This is a genomic window from Streptomyces sp. NPDC091377 (assembly GCF_044757045.1).
In the GTDB taxonomy this organism is placed as follows: Bacteria; Actinomycetota; Actinomycetes; order Streptomycetales; family Streptomycetaceae; genus Streptomyces.
Window position 1 is genome coordinate 179,152 of the sequence record NZ_JBIVUE010000012.1, and the last position, 20,139, is coordinate 199,290.

The window sequence follows — 20,139 nt, forward strand, 5'->3', positions numbered from 1 at the left end:
CGTCCCGAATGAGGTTCGGTCAAGATCGACACCGGGTGGTTTGGTGTTTTGCCTGGTCAGGGTGGTGGGGTGGGGCGGTCTCGGGTGGTGTGGAAGAGGCTCGGGGAGCGGGTCGGCTCCCAGATGGCTCCCAGAGCCCGTCACGGAGGCGTCGGCGTCCCTACGCCCGGCGGGACAGGTCGGCCACCAGGAGGTCGAGGGTCGCCTCCTCATGGAGCGCGACGCCGAGGGCGGTCATGGCAGGGGTGAGATCCGCGTCCCAGTCCGCGTCGACCGGTCGGCCGTCGAGCGCCAGTTGAGGGATGCCCTCGGCCTGACTGCGAGCGGCCAGATGCTCGTAATCCGCGGTTCCCATGCGCCACGGCCGGGCTTCGTAACGGCGGATGACCCGGTTGGCCAGAGCGATCCCCGGCCAGTCGAAGTCGCCGTGGTACGCGAAGCGGCAACCCGTGGCGGCGAGGGCGTCGAGAAGCGTGAAGACCACGGTGGCGGCGCTGCCGGACGTGCACACGAGGGGCTGGACGCAGGCCGCGTCCGCCGCGGCTTCCACCACGCGCGGATTCTCACAGATGTGGATCAGCGTTCCGCCGGGCAGTTGCAGCCGAAGGTCACGCAGGTCGCGCGGTGTGACGTGAACCTCGGCGTGATGGTCGGCCCGCTCCCGTAGGGCGCGCTCCCGCCAGCCCTCGCCGTCGGGCCGCAGCCCGTACGTCAGGACCGTGCTGGAAACCTCGTCCGGCGTGACGGACACCAGCCGCCACAGCGCGCGTCGACCGGCCGCGTCGTCGGGGAACTCGGTGCCATGGGCGAGGGCGACCCCGCGTTGGACGAGGCGTGCGAGCCAGGTGCCGTCGTCCAGGCCGTGCGCGGAGCCGGTCGCCATGGCGGCGAGTTCTCCTCGGCCGAGTGTGCCGTTGCGTTCAGGTCCTTCGGGTCCGAGGAGAGCGGTGAGGACTTGGACGGCCTGCTGGAGTGTCCATATCGCCGCTTCGGGCGTCACTCCTCTCGGAACACCGGCACGGCGCAGCAGGTCGTACCACTGCCGGGGCCATTCCTGGTCGGCGAGTGGGGAGGCGTCCAGTGACGAGGCGAGGGATGACCACACCTGTTCCCGCCGTGTCGTTACGTCCGCGCGGGCGGCACGGCGGTCGGTGAGTGGCGGGCCGAGTTCCTCCAGGGTCTGTCTGAGGCCGAGTCCGGCGGCCGAAGCGCGTAGCCGTGCGTCGAGCGTGTCAAGCCGTACGGTCACGGCGGCACCTGTGAGGGGTTTGCCCAGCAGGAGAGACAGGTCGTTGCGTTCCTGGGCGTTCATTGCGGTCAGCCGGAGCGAACCCGTGGCCTGTACGCCGTTGCTCTCCAGGCGTTTACGTGCCCCCTGCCAGAGCCGGGTGAGTCCAGGTCCGTTCAGCCAGTCGCGCGTCGCGGCGGGCAGCCCGCTCATACGGACACCAGACGCCGGTGCCGACCGTTCCAGGTGTAGTGCAGGGTGGCCACCCCGCGCACATGGGGATCACGGAGGCACTCGTAGATGTGCAGGGACGGAACCTCGGGCCAGTTGCCCATGAGCCGCTCGCTGGTGAGGACGAAGTCGAGATCGAGGTCGACGAGGATACGGCCCAGCCGGCCGTGGGTGGGTTCGTCGACCTTGGCGAAGGCGTCGTCCAGGAGGATCAGGCGTGGCGCGTGCGGTGCCGACTCGGCGAGGCTGGTGAAGTGGGCGGCTGCCGCGGCGAAGAGCACGAGGTAGGAGAGGACCCGTTGTTCGCCCTGGCTGAGACCGGTCCGTCCGGTCAGTTTCCGACGGCGGCCCGGAGCCGCGTCCTCGACCACGAAGGTGTGGAAGCGGAACCAGTCACGGTAGTCCAGCGCGGTCCGCAGATGGGCGGCGTAACCGGCTGACGGGTCGGCGAGTCGGGCGTCCTCGATCCGGCGTTGCAGGACTTCGCGGAGCTGCTCGGTCTGGTCGCGCGTTCTGAGACTCGACGGACTGCGCAGCAACTCGACGGCCGCGCGCACATCCGCGTCCACGTCCTCGTCCAGCTTCCACAGCAGCTCGACGCCGAGGCCGTGGGAGGTGCGTACGGTCTTCAGGGTGTCGTTGAGAGCCGCGACCAGGTTCGCCGCGGTGATGACCTGCGCCGAGAGGTGGTCGCCGAGCTCACCGGTCAGGAACCGCTGGAACACTTCGCGTTCGCGCTCGGTGAGCCGTCCCCGGGCCTCCGCCGCCTGGACCGCAATCCGCTCGCCCACGGCCGCGACGTCATGGGATCCGTGGTCGTCGACCAGGCGGCACACCTTGATCCCGGCGTGCTCCTCCAGCTGCGCGTCGAACCCGCCGGCCAATTGGTCGCGCAGATCGGTGTGGCGGTTGAGCAGGGTGCTGTCCGACACCTCGCCCTTGGGGCGGCCGAGGGCCTGTTCCACGGCTTCGGCGAGGCCCCGCAGCGCGCGCAGACGGCTGCGGACGTCCGCGCCGGGATCGTCGGACATGTACTCGGGCAGCGAAGACCGGTCAAGCCCGGCACCGAGCACCACCTCCGGTCGGCCGAGAGCACCGCGAAGAGCGCTGCCGGTGTCGATGACCGCCGTCTCCTGGTCCGCCAGGCCCCCGCGCAGGCGCTTCTCGTCCTCTTCCGCGCGCACGCGCAGGTCGTGGAAATCGTCGCGGGCCCGTTGCACCGCGGGGAGCGCTTGGACGGCGTTCGAGATGCGCTGCTTGGCCTCCTGCTCACGGGAGAGGATCTCCTCCTCGGACGACCCGATGGCCTCCTCGCGGGTGCGCAGGTCCTGCTCAGCGGTGCGCAGTCCGGCGAGGTGGAGCCGGTAGTCCTCGTCCGCGGCCAGGCGATCTTCTCGGGCGCGTCCGTGCCGGTCGGCGTCGGCCTGGTTCGTACCGAGCCGCTCCGCCGTGCCGCTGACGGCCCTGCGCAGATGTCCGACACCGCTGAGCAGGCCGGCCAGTGCGGTGCGCACACGGTCCAGGGCGGCGGGGTCGCCGGGCAGGTCGTGGGCGGTGGCGGTGGCCTCTGCCTCGGTCCGCGCCGATACCGCGAGAGCGCGTGCCTCCTCGGCCAGCCGCGCCGCCCGGGTCGCCTTGGCGGTCAGGTCGCGCAGCGTCCGCTCGGCTGATTCAGTCCTGCTCCAGGCGTCCGCGAGACTCCGTGCCCCGGGGAAGTCCCGTTCCGCGAGCGTGAGAGCCCGACGCATGGCATCGGCTACGGCGAGCCTTTCGCGGACATCGGCCAGCTGCTGTCCCGTATGCGCGATCCGCTCCTCCAACTCGGCGAGAATGCGTCGCCGAGTCTCGGCGCGTACGGCGGCCCCCACATACTCGGTGTTGCCCTTGTTATGACGACCGCTGATCACGCCCAGACGCCAACTACCGTCGTAGAAGACCGCGTTGTGCGCGGAGGTCTCCTGTGCCGATGTGAGTGCGATGGTCGCCAGGAGACCCCCCACCTGCTCGGAGGTGACGCCGCAACCCGGTTCAGGGGCTGGGCGCAGGGCCGAGGCGAGAGTCGGCCCGTCGGGCAGCGTGGGACCCGGCTGGAGAAGGGTGTCCCGGGTGCGCGGATCGAGAAGGACGCCGTCCGCACTCACCCACGCGTCCAGGATTCCGCTCGCCTCCAGCGCCCCTTCCAGACCGGCTCGGTCGGCCGGAGCCACGCCGTCCACGAAGTCCACGAGCCGATAGAAAGGGGCTCCACTGCCCGGCGTCCTCGCGGCGGCACGATGGTGCGGGGCCGGTGGCTCGGGGTCGGAGCGTTGCTCCCAGTCCCGCTTCTGCTCCGCCAGGTGGCCGAGTTCCTCGCCGAGCCGGTTCACGCCGAGTGCCAGGGCGTCCCGGCGTCCGGTGAGTTCCTCGCCGTACGGCTCCAACGCGGCCTGCGCTGTCCGCCACGCCTGGCTGTCGATGTCGGGCGGCAGTGTGCGGTCCGCGAACGGCGCGTCGGTAGAGGTCTCGTGGCCGACGGTGGCGTGGACGGCGTCGAGTGACGGGCAGTCGATACCCAGCGCAGTCCGCGTGCGCGCCGCCCAGTCGGCGACTTGGCGGGTGTAGGCGCCGCTCTCCTCGGCGACCTTCTGACGGCTGCCCTCCAGATGGCCGACGGCGTCTTCCGCCTCGCCCTCCAGCCGTTCCCGCTCGCCATCGGCCTGAGCCGCCGCGGCCCGGGCCTCGTCCGCCCGTGAGATGAGGCGGGTCACCTCCTGAACCATCCGGGCCCGGTTTCTCGCGACCGCCTCAGCGTCCTCCAGCTGGTTCTGCCAGGACCGCAGCCCCTCCTGCGCCGTGACGGTGTCCACACGGGCCACCGATCGGTGCCGTACGGTGTGCATCTTCCCGTCCGGAGTCGTCAGTTCGGTCTCGGCGGCCTGGGCCAGAACCGTGCGCGGCAGGGCTACCGCCTCGCCGAGATGGCCGGTGGGAAGCCCCGCGTTCTCCGCCTGCTTCAGCAGCTCCCGGTGTTCGGTTCCCAGCTCGGCCAGCCGGCTTCCGAGGTGTTCGACACCTTCGGCCAGCCGCTCCGCCGAGCCCTCCTCCGCGTCGTGTGCGTTCCGCAGGGTGGTGAACACGGCCGCGGCGGCGGTGTGCAGCGCCTCCACCGTGCCGCGGCGTTCCGACAGTTCGCGCAGGCTGCGGTAGGCGTGACTGGCGTGCAGGGCGGCCAGATCGGTCCGGGCGGCCTGTTCCTCCTCACGCAGGGTCTCCAGCCGGCCCTCCGACTCCTCCTCCTGCGTCCTCAGGTCGCTCGTCCGCTGTGCGGCGTCTCCGGCCGCCCGGCGCCGCTGTGCGAGGACGCCCAGCTCGTGGCCCACTCTCTGGGCGGAGGTGCGCAGGACCCCGGCCAGATAGCTGCGGTAACTGGTGAGGAACGTGCGCAAGGCCGCGTCGGTGCGTTCCAGGCGGCCGAGTTCGTCCCGTACGGCGTCGAGGTCATGGAGGTTGCGCGCCACCTTCTCGACCACGTCCTCGTCGAGCCCCGGCAGGGTCTCGCTCAGCAGGGAGACCAGACCCCCGTGTTCGATCCGGTCGCCGACCGTCGGGCGCCGCAACCGGTGGAGGAGCTGGGTGAGGTTGCGGTAGCGCGTCGCGTCGGTGATGCCGAACAGTTCCCGGGCCACGCGTGAGCGGTGCTGGACCGCACGGTCGGTCGTGTTGTCGGAGCCGACGATCTCCTTGAGCCGGTCGACCGGCAGCGGCTTGCCGGCCTCGACCAGGTGCAGGTCCTCACCGATTCGCAGCGGGGTGACGAAGAACGTCGGCAGCGCCTTCTGCGTCGACTTCGAGGCACGGATGGCGGCACCGAGCGTCAGGTGGCGCTGACCGTCGTCGTCGGCCATGCCCCGGAACTCCACCCACAGGTAGCCGAGACGGTTGGTTTGCTCGAACCCGTCCAGCATCAGCCAGGCGAGCGTCGTGCGGCCGGTGCCGGTCGCGTCCAGGGCCCGGGAGTCGCCGTCCAGAAGATACGGGAGCAGCATCTCCAGGGCCTTCGACTTGCCCGCGCCGTTCTTGCCGCGCAGCAGTAGCCGTCCGTCGCCGAAGGAGAACTCCTGCTCGTCGTACTGCCAGACGTTCTGGATGCCCGCCCGGTGCAGCCGGAAGCGGGTGCCGCTGGTCGTTGCGGGGCCGGCGGTTGTCGCAGCGCCGGAACGCGGCAGCGGAACGAGGCCACGCGCGTCGGTGGTCATAGCGGCAACTCCTCTTGAACGTCGGTGCCTTGGCCGGCTGCGGTGGCCGGGCGCACCGAGACTCGGGTGGCGTAGCGAGCCGCTGCGGCCAGCAGCACCCAGCCGTCGCCGCCGGGCCGTGCGCCATGGACATCGGTCACCGTGCGTCCTTCCGGCGCCTCTTCGACGTACCCCTCCGGCAGCCCTTCGCCCTCGGCGCGCAGCGGGCCCGTGCGGGCCATCAGCCGCATGCGGACCAGCAGGTCCAGTACGGCCTCTCGCAGGGTGGGAAGGTCCTCCAGGTAGCCGCGTTGCCAGTTGCTGCGCTGCCCGTACTCGGCGATCAGCCCGGCCAGCACCTCATCCACCAGGCCGTCCGGGACGGCCACCCCGATCACGAGCGTGCCGCCGGTCGCCGGGTGCCCCGGTTCCTGCGGCCGAAGCCGTTCCACGAGCCGTTCCGCCAGCAGCAGCGCGGCCTGTGCGACGGTCCCGGTGCCCGGCAGGTGCAGATCCGTGAGCTCTTCCTCGGGGTCCACCAGCGCCACGCCCTCGGCACGGATCTCCATCTCCAGGCCCAGGAGTTCGGAGAAAGCCTGGGCTTCCCGGCGCTGCCGGGTGCGCAGCCAGTCCCGCTCGGCGTCGGTCAGCTCGTCGAGGTGGACGACGGGTGTCTCCACGAGCATCCGGCGCACGTAGGTGCGTGGTCCGCCGAAGCCCGGGTCCGCTGCCCGCCGGACCAGGTCGGCGCCGTCCCGTGCCTGGGAGAGCGGGCCGGCGGCGACCACGCGTGCCAGCTCCCGGTCTATCGTGATCAGGGCTTCCCCGCCCGCCTCCTGCGCAAGCGCGGCCACATGGCCCTCGGTCTCGATGAGCACGCCCCAGTCGATGAGCTGGCGCAGAGCCGCGACCAGGGTCCGCTTCCCGGCCGCCCGGCCCGTTTCCTCCAGCTCGATCCCGGCGTCGGCTGCGGCAGCCCTGATATCGGCGACCAGGTGTGACAGCAGCATCTGCTCGGGCGCGGTCACCAGCACGGACAGGGCCAGCGCGAGGCAGGCGTACGTGTGTGGGGTGAACGGGGTTCCGGTGGAGCGCTCCAGCCGATGACCCGAACCAGCCCCCAGCCCCGCCTTGAACAGCCGGGCGTACGAGCTGTCGACCAGCAGGCGGTAGCCGAGCACCTGCTGGAACCGTTTGCCCAGCCAGTCGGCGTGCCTGCGGATCAGCGGGAAGACGTCGGCGTGGGGGCCGTCCGACGCGATCAGCGGGTGGGCGAGCAGCAAACGGGCTGCGGTGCGGCGCTCGGCTGCCAGGGCTACGTCGTGAGTCGAGGGGAGGGTCATGACACGCTCGCCTCCGCTTCGCCGTCGCCCGTGGCGGAGGTGCGACCGATGTCCAGCTCCAGGTCGTCCAGCAGCAGGTCGCCGTCGGCCGAGTACAGCACCGTTCGCGTGCCCGCCATCCGGCGCACGGTGAGGCGGATACGCAGTTCGGCGTCTTCACCGCTGGCCGAGTCGAGGTCGAACCCTGCCGTCCTCTCCCCGTCCGTGCCGACGGGTCTGCTGAGCTGTGCGTTTCCGAGAGCTGTGGCCAGCAGCTCCAGGAGCAGGCCGAGCGCCGCTGACGTGAGGCGTACCTCGGCGAACCGGCCGGACGCGCTGCGCAGTTCGTCGGCCGCCGCTGCTCTGGCCGCTGCCCGCTGACGGGCTGCCTCCCTCAGCAGCTGCTTCTGCGCGGAGTGGTCCTCCACCGCTGAGGCCCGGCCCCGCTGGGCTCGGCTGCCTCTTTCACGCAGAGCCACCGGCACCTCGACCACCGGACCGGTCCACCAGCTCGTGTAGGCGGGCACCACCTCGTCGGTGGCCGGAGGTATGCCCAGATGGCGGGCGCCGTACAGCCCGAAGGCGGCGACGGCGATGTCGTGTGCGTCCCGCGGCGCCGCTTCGTCGAACCAGCGGGCCAGCCGCAGCAGATCCTTGCGCCGGGACATCTCCCCGGTGGCCGACCGCAGCATCCGCTTGGCGTTGGCGAGCAGCGACTGCAACGCGCGCAGGGTGGCGTCGCGTAGCTGGTCGACCTGGCTGCCCTGGCCGTCGGTGTTGCTGAACCAGCCGCGCAGGCCCTCCCAGTCCGCGAGTTCGCGGCCCCGACTGCGCTGGATCCGGACCTCCGGGCGGCTTTCGCCCTGCGCCTGCGCCTGCGCCGAGAGCCCGGTGAGCCCCTGGGCGTGGGAGTCCAGCCGGTCCAGCAGAGCCGGGATGTGTGGCCACAGGGTGTCCAACGCCGCCGAGATCCGGGGCGCGCGGAACGCCACATCCTCCGTGATCGCCTCGACGTAGTCCAGGAGCAGCTCCTTGAAGCCCTGGTACTCGGCGCTGTCCAGGTCGTAGCGGGACAGCACCTGACCCAGGTAGGCGTAGAAGTCGCGTATGGAGTCCGCGAACTCGCTGAACTGCACGAACAGCGTGCTGATCCGCTCCAGTCCGTCCTGCGGCTCGACGCCGCCCGGCGCGGTCACGAGGTCGGCCAGCTCCCGTAGCCCGCGCTCGACCAGTGCCAGCAGTTCGTTGCTCACCTCGCGGGCGGCGTCGGCTTCGGCCAGGACCCCGTCGGCGTCCCGCTGGATACGTTCGCCCAGTTTCGACAGCTGGTAGCGCGAGCGGGAACGCTGGTACTCGCTGATGCTGGACGCGTTCACCGTGTGGCTGCTGCGGAGCAGGTTTCCCCACTGGACCAGCTGTTCCAGTCGGACCGTGAGGGTGTCGGCGTCGAGCCCCGCAGCGGAACCACCGCTCTGACGCAGTTTCGCCATGAGGTCCGGGACGGCGAGATCCGCCAACAGCGTTCCGCAGAAGACCCGCATGATCGCGATGTGCTCCAGCCGCTCGGGCGCGCTGAGGTACGTGTACGCGTTCAGCCGCCGCCGCGCCTCCTCGTCGGCGTCCTGACCTGCACCGGATGCTGATGCCCCCATGCCCGTGAGGTTACGCGGAGCATACGGGCGCCGCCGGTGGGTGGCCGAAAATGCCACGGACGTGTGCCGGCCTGTGTGGCCAGCTCCCCAGCTCATCCGTCACGGGCAGTCCGCAACCGCGGCAGGGCTCACCAGCCACGTACTCCGCCCGGCTGAGGCGTGTACCTTCTCGCTCCCACTGCTCATCCCGCTCGCGGCGCCGATGGTCATCCGCTTCGGCGTCGAGGGCTGAGCGCAGAGCACGCTTGACGGCTCGTTGCCGCTTCTGCTCCTCCGTGAGCTGGCCGAGGGCATATGACGCAAGGGTCAATCTTGCCAGCCCGTCTCCTGCCCTGAACGGGGACTTGCGTGATGCCTGTAACTCAGCGTTACAGCTGGTCGCGCTTCTAGGTGTAGGCGTCACGGGAAGTGATACCCCTGGCTGTTTTGGCACCCGCCTGGTCCGTGGGGTCCTGGCCGAGTCCCGCCCTACCTGGGGATCGTCCGGTCTGATGCCATGGACGAAGTGCAGGTTGGGGCACCATCGTTGGGGGCGATGTGGGGACATCCACGCGATGGAAGGGACCGAACGGCGATCGGTGGAGCTCCGCCGGGAGGCGGCTGGCACGCTGGCGGGAGGACTCGCGCAATGCGGATCAGCGGCTGGAGGAGATCGCGGCGGACCACCTGAGCGCCCTGCATGAGACGCTCCGTGCCGATCGATCGGCTTTCGGGCTGTACGACACGGCCTGCGCGGCCGGCGAACGGCTTGCCGGGGCCTTGGGGGCGCTGGCCGCCGAAGGCGCGGAGTCGGAGGACGCGCTCGTCGCACGCCTCGTCTCGGAAGTCGGTGGGGACGGCGGCACACTCGCCGACGCCGCGGTGCGCAGGGGAATCGCCGCGGCGGTCCGTGATGTCCGGAGCCGGCATCCCGAACTGGACGACGCCCTGAGCGGAGGTAGCGCCGTCGGCGGCGGCTTCACCTGGGACATCCTGTGCGACCTCTACCAGGTGTTCTTCGCCGACATGGTGGGGGAGTTCCTCAAGTCCGTTGTCGCCGAGCACGTCAAGCTGACGGTCCCGGTGCTCATCGCGGCTGATCCGGAAGGCAGGATCGCCGACTGGGTCGCGGAGAAGGTGGTGGACCTGGTGCCGAATCCCTGCGAGGAGTCTGCCGAAGCGACGGATCTCACACAGGCTGTGGATACCGCGCAGTCGGTGGTGGGCGCTGTGCAGGATCCGTCAGCCCCACTGCCCAAGATCGCCGAGTTGCTGGTACCGCGGGCGGTCGGAAAGGTGCTTGGCCTGATCACGGAGGAGACCACCGGAGAAGAGGGGACCGCGGCGTGACCGATTCCGACCACCTCCTGTGGTGGCGCGGCTCCCGGCGCGACCGACCTGATGGCGACCGCTGGACGGAGATCGGCGTGGAAGCCTTCCAGGAGAAGGAGCGCCGCATCACCGGCCGGCACCGTCTGCCCGGTCCCGTCCCCGACTGGGCCGAGGATCTGCTCCGCGTCGCCAGGGCTGCGTTCATCGCCGACAAGTACGTACGCCGGACCGGAGTACGGGACCGGTGGACCCGCCGCATCAACCTCGCCGTGCCCGTCACGGAACACGAGCGGTGGACAGACGTGGTGGTCCGTACCCACCTCACCGCACTCCTCCAGATCCTCACCGGGGACCTCTGGAAGGTGGAATTCCGGCCCCTCACCGGTCACTACGTCCAGGAGGCGATGGTCTCTCCCGACGACCCGTGTGCCTCGGAGGTCGCGTTGTTCTCCGGCGGGCTGGATTCCCTCAGCTGGGCCGCCACCCGTTCGCACGCCGACGACTCCCGACCGCTGCTGCTCGTGATGTTCCGCGAGATCGGCCTGCTGCGTCTCCAGCAACAGGTGTACAAGGCCGTCGAGCGACTGGGCGGAGCACGGCCGGTGCTGCTGTTACCGATGAGCCAGACGCCGGCGGGCGATGGCTCGGGGGCACGGCTGGAGACTTCTTCCCGCACACGTGGTCTGCTGTATGTGGCAGGCGCGATCCGCGCCGCCACCGCGCACGGGGTGAGTACCGTCCACATCCCCGAGAACGGCCAGCTCGCCCTCAATCCGCCCCTGACAGCAGCGCGTTCGGCTGCTTGCTCCACGCGCTCCGTGCACCCGCGGACGCTTGGCAGCCTGAACGCCTTGGTGACTGCCGTGAGTGACACGGAGAGCGCGGTGCAGGTGGTCAACCCCCTGGCCCAGCTCACGAAAGGCGAGGTGTGCAAGGCCGGACTGGACGCGGGGCTCACCCCGTCCGACCTGGAATCCACTCTGAGCTGCGGCAAGCCTCCAGCCCGCCGAAGCGGCGGCCCTCCCATCGCCAACTGTGGCGTCTGCTTCCCCTGTCTCGTGCGCCGCTCCGGACTACTCCACGCCAACGGCACCGACGGCACCCGGTACGAGGCATTGCCGTGGGCGGACGACCTACCGCTTGACCGGAGGGCCGACTGGCGTGCAGTGCAGCGATGGCTGCTGGGCCGGTACGTCCTTACGGATGTCCTGACCGACACCCCGCTGCCGCCGGGCATGGACCCGGTGGTCGCCTTCGAATTGATCAGGCGCGGGAGGAAGGAGTTGGAGCGCCTACTTCGGATCGCGGCTGTCGCCGGGGCTGCTGACGCGGCGTAGGCGGCAACATGGAGTAGGAGCCAACGGCGCTTTGGCGAAGGCCAGTTGGGGCGTATTCTTCTCTCTGAGCCGAGAGCTGTGGCAGGAGTGGCGGTGCGGTATTCATTCCTTGCCGTGAGCGCCGGGCAGCAGAGGCAACAGGGTGGGGCTCGGGAGCCAACAGCAGCGCGACTCGGCGCAAGGTCTCGTCCGACGGAATCCGGGACCCACTGGTCTGGGACAGCCGTCCGCTACGTCGGTTTCAGGGAATCAGTGATGGGGCTGCCCGACCCTGAGGAAACGCGTGTGGTGCTGATCGGTGCGGACGAGTACCAGAACTTTCCGGACCTGCCGGCGGTGAGCGTGACGGTGTGTAATCCTGCCGACTGCGATGAGGTACTCGACGTCGTCCACCGGGCCGCGAGCGAGGCGACGGACACGCTGGTGGTGTACGTCGCCGGCCACGGTATGCGGTCGCTGGATGGCGTCAGCATGCGGGTGTGGTGGAGCACGGCGCGTACGTGTGTACGCGCCGTCTCCAGCGGATCGTGCTCCAGCTCTTCCTGCACCCCCTGCCATTCATCGGCCATGAGGTCTTCCGTCCCGTTCGGTCGGGTGGGCTGCACTTGGTGACCCCTTCTCGTGCTTCGGTTCAGACGGGTTGCATGCGCGGGTTCCGGGCGAGTGGACCGCCTATGAGGCCACGCCGGGATCCAGACCGTACACATTTTCGAGTTTCATGGCATTGCGAAGTCTGTTGACAGCGCCAACGCGTGTCCTGGAGGATCGGGGCGGGAACGGCGCGGCGGTCCCGTCGTGCTCTCCGTCTGATCGTGCAAGGAGCACCGACATGACCGACGACACCCCTCTGCCTCAGCTGCTCGACGACCGCCTCACCGCGGGCCTCGCCGCGTCCGAACTGGCCCCGGAGGCGGCCGAGCTGCTGCGCGGGATGCTTCCCGAGCCGACGCCGGAGAGGACCGGACGCGCCGGCCCTGTGTACCTGCGCTCCATCACGGCGGCGGGCTGGCGGGGCGTCGGCCCCGAGACCACGCTCGACCTTCCGCCCGGCCCCGGGCTGACCGTCGTCGCGGGTCGCAACGGCACCGGCAAGTCGAGCTTCGCCGAAGCCGCCGAGATGGCGCTGACGGGCCTCAACGCCCGCTGGGACGGGAGCAACGGCAAGGCCCGTACGGCGGTGTGGAAGGAAGGGTGGCGCAACCTGCACGACTCCACGGTCCCGACCGTCTCCGTACGGCTCACCCTGGACGACACCCGCGACCCGGTCACCGTGCGCCGCACGTGGTACGGGGCGAAGGTGGACGAGGCGCGCACGACGGTGGAGCGGGCGGACGGCACGCAGCAGAAGCTGGAGGAGAGCATCGACGCCTCGACGCTCTCCCTCTACCGCCCGTTCCTGCCGTACAGCGAACTGGGCTCGATGGTCGACGGGACGCTCAGCGCCCTGCACAACACCCTGGCCCGGTTCATCGGGCTCGGGCAGCTCGGCGACATCGACGACCGGCTCGCGGCCCGCATCAAGGAGTGCAAGGACGTCGAGAAGCGGCCCGGCGCCCTCAAGGCCGCGGCCGTCGACGCTCTGACCGGACTCGACGACCAGCGTGCCGTCGAGGCTGCTCGGGCACTCGGCGGACGTACCCCCGATGCGGACGCCGTCCGCGCCCTGCTCGACCGGGACGCGGTCACCGACTCGGGTGCGGACGTCCGCCTCCGGGTACTCGCCACCCTGACCGGCCCCGACCAGCAGGAGGTCGCCGGGGCGCTGGCCCGGCTGCGGGAGGCGGCTGCCGCAGCCGAGGACGTACGGCACTCCGACGCCGAGGACGCGCAGCGGCTCGCCGGGCTGCTGGAGAGTGCCCTCGAACACCGTCGCCGCTCCCAGAACGCCGACTGCCCGGTCTGTGGCACCGCGGACCGTCTGGACCGGGCCTGGGCGGACGGCGCGCGGGCGGAGATCGAGCGGCTCCAGTCCGAGGCGGCCGGGGCGGAAGCGGCATGTCGGACGCTCAGCGCCGCGCAGCGTGCCGTCCACGACCTGGTGCAGCCGGTCCCTGACCTGCTGCGGGCGGAGGAGTCGGAACTGGCGGGCCTCTGGCGCGAATGGGCCCTGTGCCGGAGCCTGACCGACCCGGCCGAGCTGGCGAACCGCGTCGAACGCGTCGCCCCGACGCTGGGCGCGGCATGTCGGCAGGTCAGCGAGGAGGCCGCGCGCAGGCTCACCGACCGCAACACCGCCTGGCGGCCCGCGGTCGTGCGGCTCGCAGAGTGGCTTGGTGCGACGGAGAAGGCCGCGGAGGCGAAGGACCAGCGCAAGGAGGCCGAAGCGGCCCGCTCCTGGTTCAGGAAGCTGACGAACGAGCTGAGGGACGAGCGGATGGCGAAGTTCGTCAAGCAGTCGCAGGGCGTGTGGAAGAAGCTCTGCGAGAGCAGCAGCGTGTCGCTCGGGAACATCGAGCTGAAGGGCACGGCCCGGCAGGGGAGTGTGCAGCTCGACGTCTCCGTGGACGCCCACGAGGCGCCCGCGTACAGCGTGATGAGCCAGGGTGAACTGCACTCGCTCGCCCTGTCGCTGTTCATTCCGCGCGCGACGCACGACGACAGCCCGTTCGGCTTCCTCGTCATCGACGATCCGGTGCAGTCGATGGACACGCAGAAGGTGGAAGGGCTGGCCACCGTCCTGAGCGAGTGCGCCCGCCACCGGCAGGTGGTCGTCTTCACCCACGACACCCGGCTGGAGCAGGCCATCTCCCACCTCGGCATCGAGGCGACGATCCTCCGCATCTCCCGCGAGAGCGACTCCGTCGTCACCGTCGAGAAGAGGAGCGATCCCGTCAAGCAGGCGTTCCAGGAGGCCCGTGACCTCTCCTACGATCAGTATCTGCCTCAGAGCGTCGCCGACCGGGTGATTCCGGCGATGTGCCGGCACGCACTGGAAGTCGCCTGCATGGAGACCGCGCGCCGTACGCTGCGGGACGACCAGGGCCTTGGCCTCGCGGAGATCGAGGAGCGTATCTCCCCGCTGGTGCGCACCAAGGAGCATGTGGCCCTCGCCCTGCTCGGTGACTCTTCCGGGAGGCCGCAGGTGGTGGTCGAGAACCTGTACGCCGGGGGATGGGCGCTGATCAGCGAGCTCAACGAGGGCTCTCACCCGGGGCTGCCGACCCTGGACGACCGCAAGCAGCTCGTGACGCGTACGGAGCGGCTGGCCAGGGCGATCCGGCGGGGCCGGGGAACGGTCGTGTCGCAGGGCGGTGCCCGATGACGGACAACGCCCGCGAACTCGTCTCCGCCGCCGAGGTCCTCCTGCGGCCTCCGGCGGGCACGCCGGGACCGCTCAGCCCCGGCGTACGGGCCCGCGCCGCCGCCGTACTGCTGCGCCTCGCCCTCGACCAGCGGCTGGACGACTTCTGGCACAGGGTGGCCCCTGCCATGACGCGCAACGCCAAGCACCGCATGCTGTGCCTGGAGGCGTACACGGACCGGGGGACCGCCCGGCGCTGGCGCCTCACATGGTCCGCGCTCAGCGGTGTCTGCCACCACCGCGTGCCCGAACTGCCTCCCATGCCCGCCGAGATCCAGGCGCGTCTGCTGGAGGTGAACGCCCTGCTCGACGCACTCGACAGGGCGCCCACCGCCACACCCGCCGTAGTCATCCCGGATCCGGTCCCCCGACCGGCCGGACCACGACACTGACCGCGACTCCCGCCGTGCCCCCGGCGGGGGACCTGCGGGCGGGCCACTCCGTACCGAACCCCTGCCCGCCGCCGGGACGGCGGGTCGCACCTCCGGTCGCTCGAAGGCCACGTCGAGCACCACCCCGGGGCGATCGGTCAGCTCACGCAGATCGTCGAGACCGCACAGGTCGGCGAAGTCAGCTGTGGTGAACGTCTTCTTGAAGCGTGGGCGGTCGCCGGGGACGGCGACCCAGCCCATGATCCGCAGTTCCCCGTCGTATGGCTCCAGCGGGAGATTATGCGCTTAACCACGCCAAAAAATAGGGTTGTTGGGAAGGCGGCCATGCCTGAGCCGCCCGGAGCGGGGGAGCGGACATGACCGAGACCGAAGACGGGATTCCCGGCTCGGGGGAGCCGCCGCAGTTCCTGCTGCGACTGCCGGGGGCGAGCGGGGTCGATCGAGCGCGCGGGGTGCTGCTGGACGAGGTGGGGACCAACGGAAGCCGGAAGTTCCGCATCCTGGCGGGCTCGCCCGCCCGGGACCGCGAGATGCCGTCCTTCTCCAAGCACTTCTCCGGCACGGCCGTCGCGCGGGAGACGATGAGGAACACGGGAGTGCTGCGCCCGTCCACCCGCTGGCCCGGGTGGCTGGAGCTGGCCCAGGACGTCGACTGCGGGTCCCCGTCCTTCGCCGCGGGCGTGCTGGTCGGGGCGCCGCGCAACGGCTGGGTGGACTGGAAGACGGAAGCGGGGGCGCCGCTCTCGGACTTCATGGAGGGGGTCTGGCCGGGTCCCGCCAGGGCCTGGCTCGTCCGGGGTTCCAACGTGGCCGGGGCCGATCTCGTCCAGAAGCTGTGGCTTCCCGAGGAGCGGGTCTCGCTCGCCGCCCCTCGCCTGCGCCAGGGGATCGACCAGGGAACCAGCAAGGAGCGCCTGCGCACGGTCGTCGAGGAGGACTGGGGCACCACGGCCACGTACAACCAGAAGCTGGAACTCGTCGAGGAACTCCATGCGTTCCTGTCCCGGATGAAGCCCGGCGACACCGTGTGCACACTCTCCGGCGGCCGGTTCTACGTCGGTGAGATCACCGGCCCCGCCGAGCAGACCGCCTCCGACGGCAGGTCCAATCTGCGGCGGCCCGTCGAGTGGCGGAGCACCGGCCACCCGTACGACGTGCTGCCGGAGGAGATCCAGCGGAGACTGTCCGTCCAGCACGATGTCGTGGACCTCACCGCGGTCCAGCCGCTCATCGAGGGGCTCGGCCTCTCCGACGAGGAACTGGCCGACGAGGCCGAGGCGATAGAGCACGACCCCAGCGGAACGACACCTGCCCTCGCCGCCCGCCGAGAGCTGGAACTCCCCGTGCCGGAACAGCACCTTGCCGACAAACTGCTGGTGCACGACGTGGCCTGGCTGCGGGACATCCGCGACCTGTTGTGGGACGAACGGCAGCTGATCCTCTATGGCCCGCCCGGAACCGGCAAGACGTACACGGCCCTCGAACTGGCTGAATACCTAGGCGGCGGGCCCGAGCAGGTGAAGCTCGTGCAGTTCCACCCCTCTTACGCCTACGAGGACTTCTTCGAGGGGTTCCGCCCTCGTGAGGACCCGGATACCAGGGAAGTCGCCTTCCGCCTCACCGCCGGCCCCCTGCGCGAGCTCGCCGACCTGGCGTCCCGCGAGGGCAACCGGCACATCCCGTACTTCCTGATCATCGACGAGATCAACCGGGCCAACCTGGCCAAGGTCTTCGGCGAGCTGTACTTCCTCCTGGAGTACCGCAACAAGTCGGTACGTCTCACCTACTCCGGCGACGACTTCGCGCTCCCGCCGAACCTCTTCGTCATCGGCACGATGAACACCGCCGACCGGTCGATCGCCCTGGTGGACGCGGCGATGCGCAGGCGCTTCGCCTTCGTCGAGCTGTCACCCCGCACCGAGCCCACCAGCGGCCTGCTACGGCGCTGGCTCGACCGGGAGGGGCTCGGCACCCGGGCCGCGGACCTTCTGGACGCCCTCAACTCCCGCATCGAAGAAGCGGACTTCCGTATCGGTCCCTCCTACCTGATGAAGAAGGGGGCACACCGGCAGGGCGGTCTGGAGCGCACCTGGCGGACCAAGATTCTGCCGCTGCTGGAGGAGCATCACTACGGGGAGTCCTTCGACATCGAGAAGCGCTACGGACTCGAAGCCCTGGCCCGGTCCATCAGCGACGGCGACGGCGAATCGTACGAGCCTTCGCCGTGACGACTGTTGAGTTGGCCGAGTACGGGCCGCCCGTCACGGTGCCTCTCCCGGACGAAGTCGGGCGCTCGCTCGCTGCCTCCAGGATCGTCGAGGCCGCACCTGATCCCTACCGGTCGGGCTGCTGGCGGCTGCGCGCCGGCGGCAAGGTCGGCGCGGTGGCCCTGAGGCCACCGGGGCACAGCGCCGTCACCCTCCGCATCGCCCCCAAGGTGCCGGTGGCGCGGCTGTTCTTCCTCATCGGTTACGCATCGAACCCCCACGTCCACCGGGACGGGGAGGTGAGTGTTGCCGAGCAGGACGAGTTGCTTCCCGCGCTGGCGCAGGGATTCGAGAGATCCCTCGAACGTGCCCTGCGGCAGGGAGTGCTCCAGGGATACCGGCACACGGAAGAGGCCGCACCTGTCGTCCGAGGACGTATCAGAGAAGCGGACCAGGTCCGGCGGCACCATGGGCGGGCGTTCCCGGTCGAGGTCTCCTACGACGATTACGGGACCGACATCGCGGAGAACCGGCTGCTGCGCACTGCCACGGAGCGGCTGCTGACCCTGCCCAGGGTGCCCGACCGCGTACGCCGTCGGCTGCGCCACCACCGTGGCCGGTTGCTGGACGCACAGCCGCTGATCCCCGGCAGCCGTGATCTGCCGCAGTGGAGGGCGAGTCGGCTCAACCTCCGCTACCAGCCCGCGCTACGGCTGGCCGAGACGGTGCTGCGCGGCTTGTCCGTCGAGCACATGAGCGGCAGGATCACCATCGACGGATACCTCTTCGACACGCACAAGATCTTCGAGGAATTCGTCTGCACCGCACTGCGCGAGGCGCTGGCGCAATATGGGGGGCGCAGCGCACTTCAGGCGCAGGGCGTGCACTTGGATGAGGCCGAGGCTGTTCGGATGCGTCCGGACCTGGTCTGGTACGGCAACCATGGCCTCCCCCGAGCTGTCGCGGACGCCAAATACAAGGCGGAGAAGCCGGAAGGATTTCCGGACGCCGACCTCTATCAGATGCTCGCCTACTGCACGGCGCTCGGACTCTCCGACGGTCATCTCGTCTATGCGAGGGGCTACGAGCTGAGCGCGACTCATCGGGTGCGGCACGCGGGAATCCGCATCCACCAGCACGCCTTGGCCCTGGAACAGTCGCCCGACGAGCTGCTGGCCGCGATCACGTCCATCGCCCGCTTGATGGTCGAAGGCGCGGTCGCGCCGCGACCTCCTCAGGAATCCGTCAGGCACCTTCCTCGGGAGGCAGAAGCGCCCCGTTGGTGAGGCCGTCACGGGCGAGAGCGCTGACTTGTTCCGCCAGCCGGGTCACTTCGCCGATGTGCTCCTCGAATTCCTTGAGCGCGCGGAAGGCAGCACCGTAACGGCGTTGCTCCTGCACGGCCATCTGCGGGATGCGCACTCCCTTGACGTCGAGGCGATAGGAGCCGCTGCCACTCGTCGAACGACGATTGTTGGAAGCGCTGCGCAGGAACCCGCGGAGATACTCGGTGTCCAACTGCTCACTGGTAGAGGTTGGTTCAGCATCGGCGAGGTCGACGAGCCCAGCACGGGAGAGATCGGCCAGACTGATCGTCGCGCTGTCCAGTGTTCCCGGTCCTTCGCCCGCTGTGAGGGCGGGCAGCAATGCGGCCAATCGGTTGAGCCGCTCCTCGATGCCCCGTTGCAAGGCGCGGTACTCGGCGGGGAAGTCCTGCCGGGAAGCGTTCACGTGCACGCTCGGCGTGAGGTCGACAGAGTCGTTCAGGAGATCGATGAGCGGTACGTCGGCGATTTGCTCGGCTGTCGGCTCCATGGGGCCGTCGGGTGCATTGGCGGTGAGATCCACCATCCGCACTGAGGCCGCGCTGTCAGAGGGGCCGCTTGGGCGGTGCAGCATCCACAGATGCACCGGTTGAGCGTGTGATGCCACCATGCCGGGCGGCAATGCGACGATCTCAGTAAGGAGGCCGCGCCGGACGATTTCGGCCCGGATGCGCCTGCCTGCCTTGCGATAGGCCACGGAAGCAGGCATGACGACGATAGCCCGACCGCCTGGAGCGGTATGGGCGTAGCAGTGCTGGAGCCAGGCCAGATCCCCCTCCGCTTTGGAAGGCGTGCCCAGTTCCCAACGGGCATCGAGGAGCAGCTCCTCTCGGCCCCATTCCGGGCCGGCGGCCGGGGGATCGCACAGGACAAGATCGGCGCGCAGATCGGGCCAGCGGTCCTCGCGGAGAGAGTCCCCTGCCTTGATGACGGTGTCCTGTGGCCCTGCGAGCTCGGCTCGCGCCTGTGCCAGTTCCCCGGCCGCTGGATCGATCTCCTGCCCCCGGCGTACCGGGCCCTCGGTGAGGCCGACGGAGAGGAGAAGCGTGCCGATACCGCAGGCCGGATCGAGGATGACGGAGTCGTCGGGTACTGGTCCCACGAAATGAGTCACGGCCCTGACCAGCCGCGACGACGTGACCTGGTCGGAGCCAGCACGTCGCGAGGAGTCCAGAAAGCGTTCGACCAGCTGGTCGATGACTTGGACTGCTGATTCCTTCGCCGCCGACCTCGCAGCCAGATCGGCCAGGTTGTCGTCCAGCCTGGAAACGTCATCGTGGGTGAGGAACCGGGCAACGCCCGCGATGCCTGCGACTATGTCGTCGCCGAAGGCGCCCCGCAGTGCTTGCCACAGGCGGACGTCGTCTGAAAAGTCGACGCCCTTCTGCTGCTTGGCCAGCCAGGAACGGACCTCGGTCAGCGAAAAGAGGGGCGTGCTCGCTCCCCCGTCGGCAGGTGCTGGGAAGTCGCTGTACCGCCGCCTCCAGTTGGAGACAGCAGCACGTGTCACTCCCGCCAGCCTGGCAATCTCTGCACCAGTGATCAGTGAGTCGGAAGCCGGGGGAGTCGAATCCTTCATAGCTCCACCGTACACGCAATCGGGATAGAGCCCGATAGCG

12 protein-coding genes are annotated in these 20,139 nt (G+C 69.9%); 6 read left to right on the forward strand and 6 right to left on the reverse strand.

Annotated features, from left to right (window positions below; translation table 11 throughout):
* Window positions 1-160 precede the first annotated feature (160 nt).
* The 4 genes from ACIQNG_RS25385 to ACIQNG_RS25400 are packed head-to-tail and all read right to left on the reverse strand — an operon-like array spanning window position 161 to window position 8,647.
* Complete coding sequence (locus ACIQNG_RS25385; RefSeq protein WP_401488012.1) at window positions 161-1,441, reverse strand: TIGR02679 family protein; 1,281 nt, start codon at window positions 1,439-1,441, stop codon at window positions 161-163.
* Window positions 1,438-5,694, reverse strand: a complete 4,257-nt coding sequence (locus ACIQNG_RS25390) for a TIGR02680 family protein (RefSeq protein ID WP_401488014.1) — start codon at window positions 5,692-5,694, stop codon at window positions 1,438-1,440. The genes ACIQNG_RS25385 and ACIQNG_RS25390 overlap by 4 nt, the downstream gene beginning before the upstream one ends.
* On the reverse strand, window positions 5,691-7,016 hold the full coding sequence (locus tag ACIQNG_RS25395) for a TIGR02678 family protein (protein ID WP_401488016.1): 1,326 nt from the start codon (window positions 7,014-7,016) through the stop codon (window positions 5,691-5,693). Before ACIQNG_RS25395 ends, ACIQNG_RS25390 begins: the two co-directional genes overlap by 4 nt.
* Window positions 7,013-8,647 (reverse strand): TIGR02677 family protein, encoded by a 1,635-nt coding sequence (locus ACIQNG_RS25400; RefSeq protein ID WP_401488018.1) that lies wholly within the window; start codon window positions 8,645-8,647, stop codon window positions 7,013-7,015. Before ACIQNG_RS25400 ends, ACIQNG_RS25395 begins: the two co-directional genes overlap by 4 nt.
* A gap of 537 nt (window positions 8,648-9,184) precedes the next feature.
* On the opposite strand from ACIQNG_RS25400, the gene ACIQNG_RS25405 reads away from it, so the two are divergent.
* Together ACIQNG_RS25405 and ACIQNG_RS25410 are read left to right on the forward strand one after the other, a co-directional pair.
* Complete coding sequence (locus ACIQNG_RS25405; protein WP_401488020.1) at window positions 9,185-9,976, forward strand: hypothetical protein; 792 nt, start codon at window positions 9,185-9,187, stop codon at window positions 9,974-9,976.
* Window positions 9,973-11,295, forward strand: a complete 1,323-nt coding sequence (locus ACIQNG_RS25410; protein WP_401436052.1) for a 7-cyano-7-deazaguanine synthase — start codon at window positions 9,973-9,975, stop codon at window positions 11,293-11,295. The genes ACIQNG_RS25405 and ACIQNG_RS25410 overlap by 4 nt, the downstream gene beginning before the upstream one ends.
* A gap of 230 nt (window positions 11,296-11,525) precedes the next feature.
* Here the strand turns inward: ACIQNG_RS25410 and ACIQNG_RS25415 are convergent, their stop codons facing one another.
* On the reverse strand, window positions 11,526-11,864 hold the full coding sequence (locus ACIQNG_RS25415) for a hypothetical protein (protein WP_401488022.1): 339 nt from the start codon (window positions 11,862-11,864) through the stop codon (window positions 11,526-11,528).
* A gap of 260 nt (window positions 11,865-12,124) precedes the next feature.
* Between ACIQNG_RS25415 and ACIQNG_RS25420 the strand changes: the two genes are divergently transcribed.
* The 4 genes from ACIQNG_RS25420 to ACIQNG_RS25435 all read left to right on the forward strand — a co-directional run bounded on the left by ACIQNG_RS25420 (window position 12,125) and on the right by ACIQNG_RS25435 (window position 18,481).
* On the forward strand, window positions 12,125-14,557 hold the full coding sequence (locus ACIQNG_RS25420; protein ID WP_401488024.1) for an AAA family ATPase: 2,433 nt from the start codon (window positions 12,125-12,127) through the stop codon (window positions 14,555-14,557).
* Complete coding sequence (locus ACIQNG_RS25425; RefSeq protein WP_401436044.1) at window positions 14,554-14,988, forward strand: hypothetical protein; 435 nt, start codon at window positions 14,554-14,556, stop codon at window positions 14,986-14,988. The genes ACIQNG_RS25420 and ACIQNG_RS25425 overlap by 4 nt, the downstream gene beginning before the upstream one ends.
* A gap of 356 nt (window positions 14,989-15,344) precedes the next feature.
* A complete protein-coding gene (locus ACIQNG_RS25430) occupies window positions 15,345-17,216 on the forward strand; it encodes a DUF4357 domain-containing protein (RefSeq protein WP_401488026.1) in 1,872 nt (623 codons plus the stop codon).
* Window positions 17,213-18,481, forward strand: coding sequence for an McrC family protein (locus tag ACIQNG_RS25435; protein WP_401488028.1), 1,269 nt, complete (start codon window positions 17,213-17,215; stop codon window positions 18,479-18,481). The genes ACIQNG_RS25430 and ACIQNG_RS25435 overlap by 4 nt, the downstream gene beginning before the upstream one ends.
* Here ACIQNG_RS25435 and ACIQNG_RS25440 read toward each other — a convergent pair.
* Complete coding sequence (locus tag ACIQNG_RS25440) at window positions 18,441-20,099, reverse strand: N-6 DNA methylase (protein ID WP_401488030.1); 1,659 nt, start codon at window positions 20,097-20,099, stop codon at window positions 18,441-18,443. The two genes, ACIQNG_RS25435 and ACIQNG_RS25440, sit on opposite strands and share 41 nt — an antisense overlap.
* Between the last annotated feature and the right edge of the window lie 40 nt (window positions 20,100-20,139).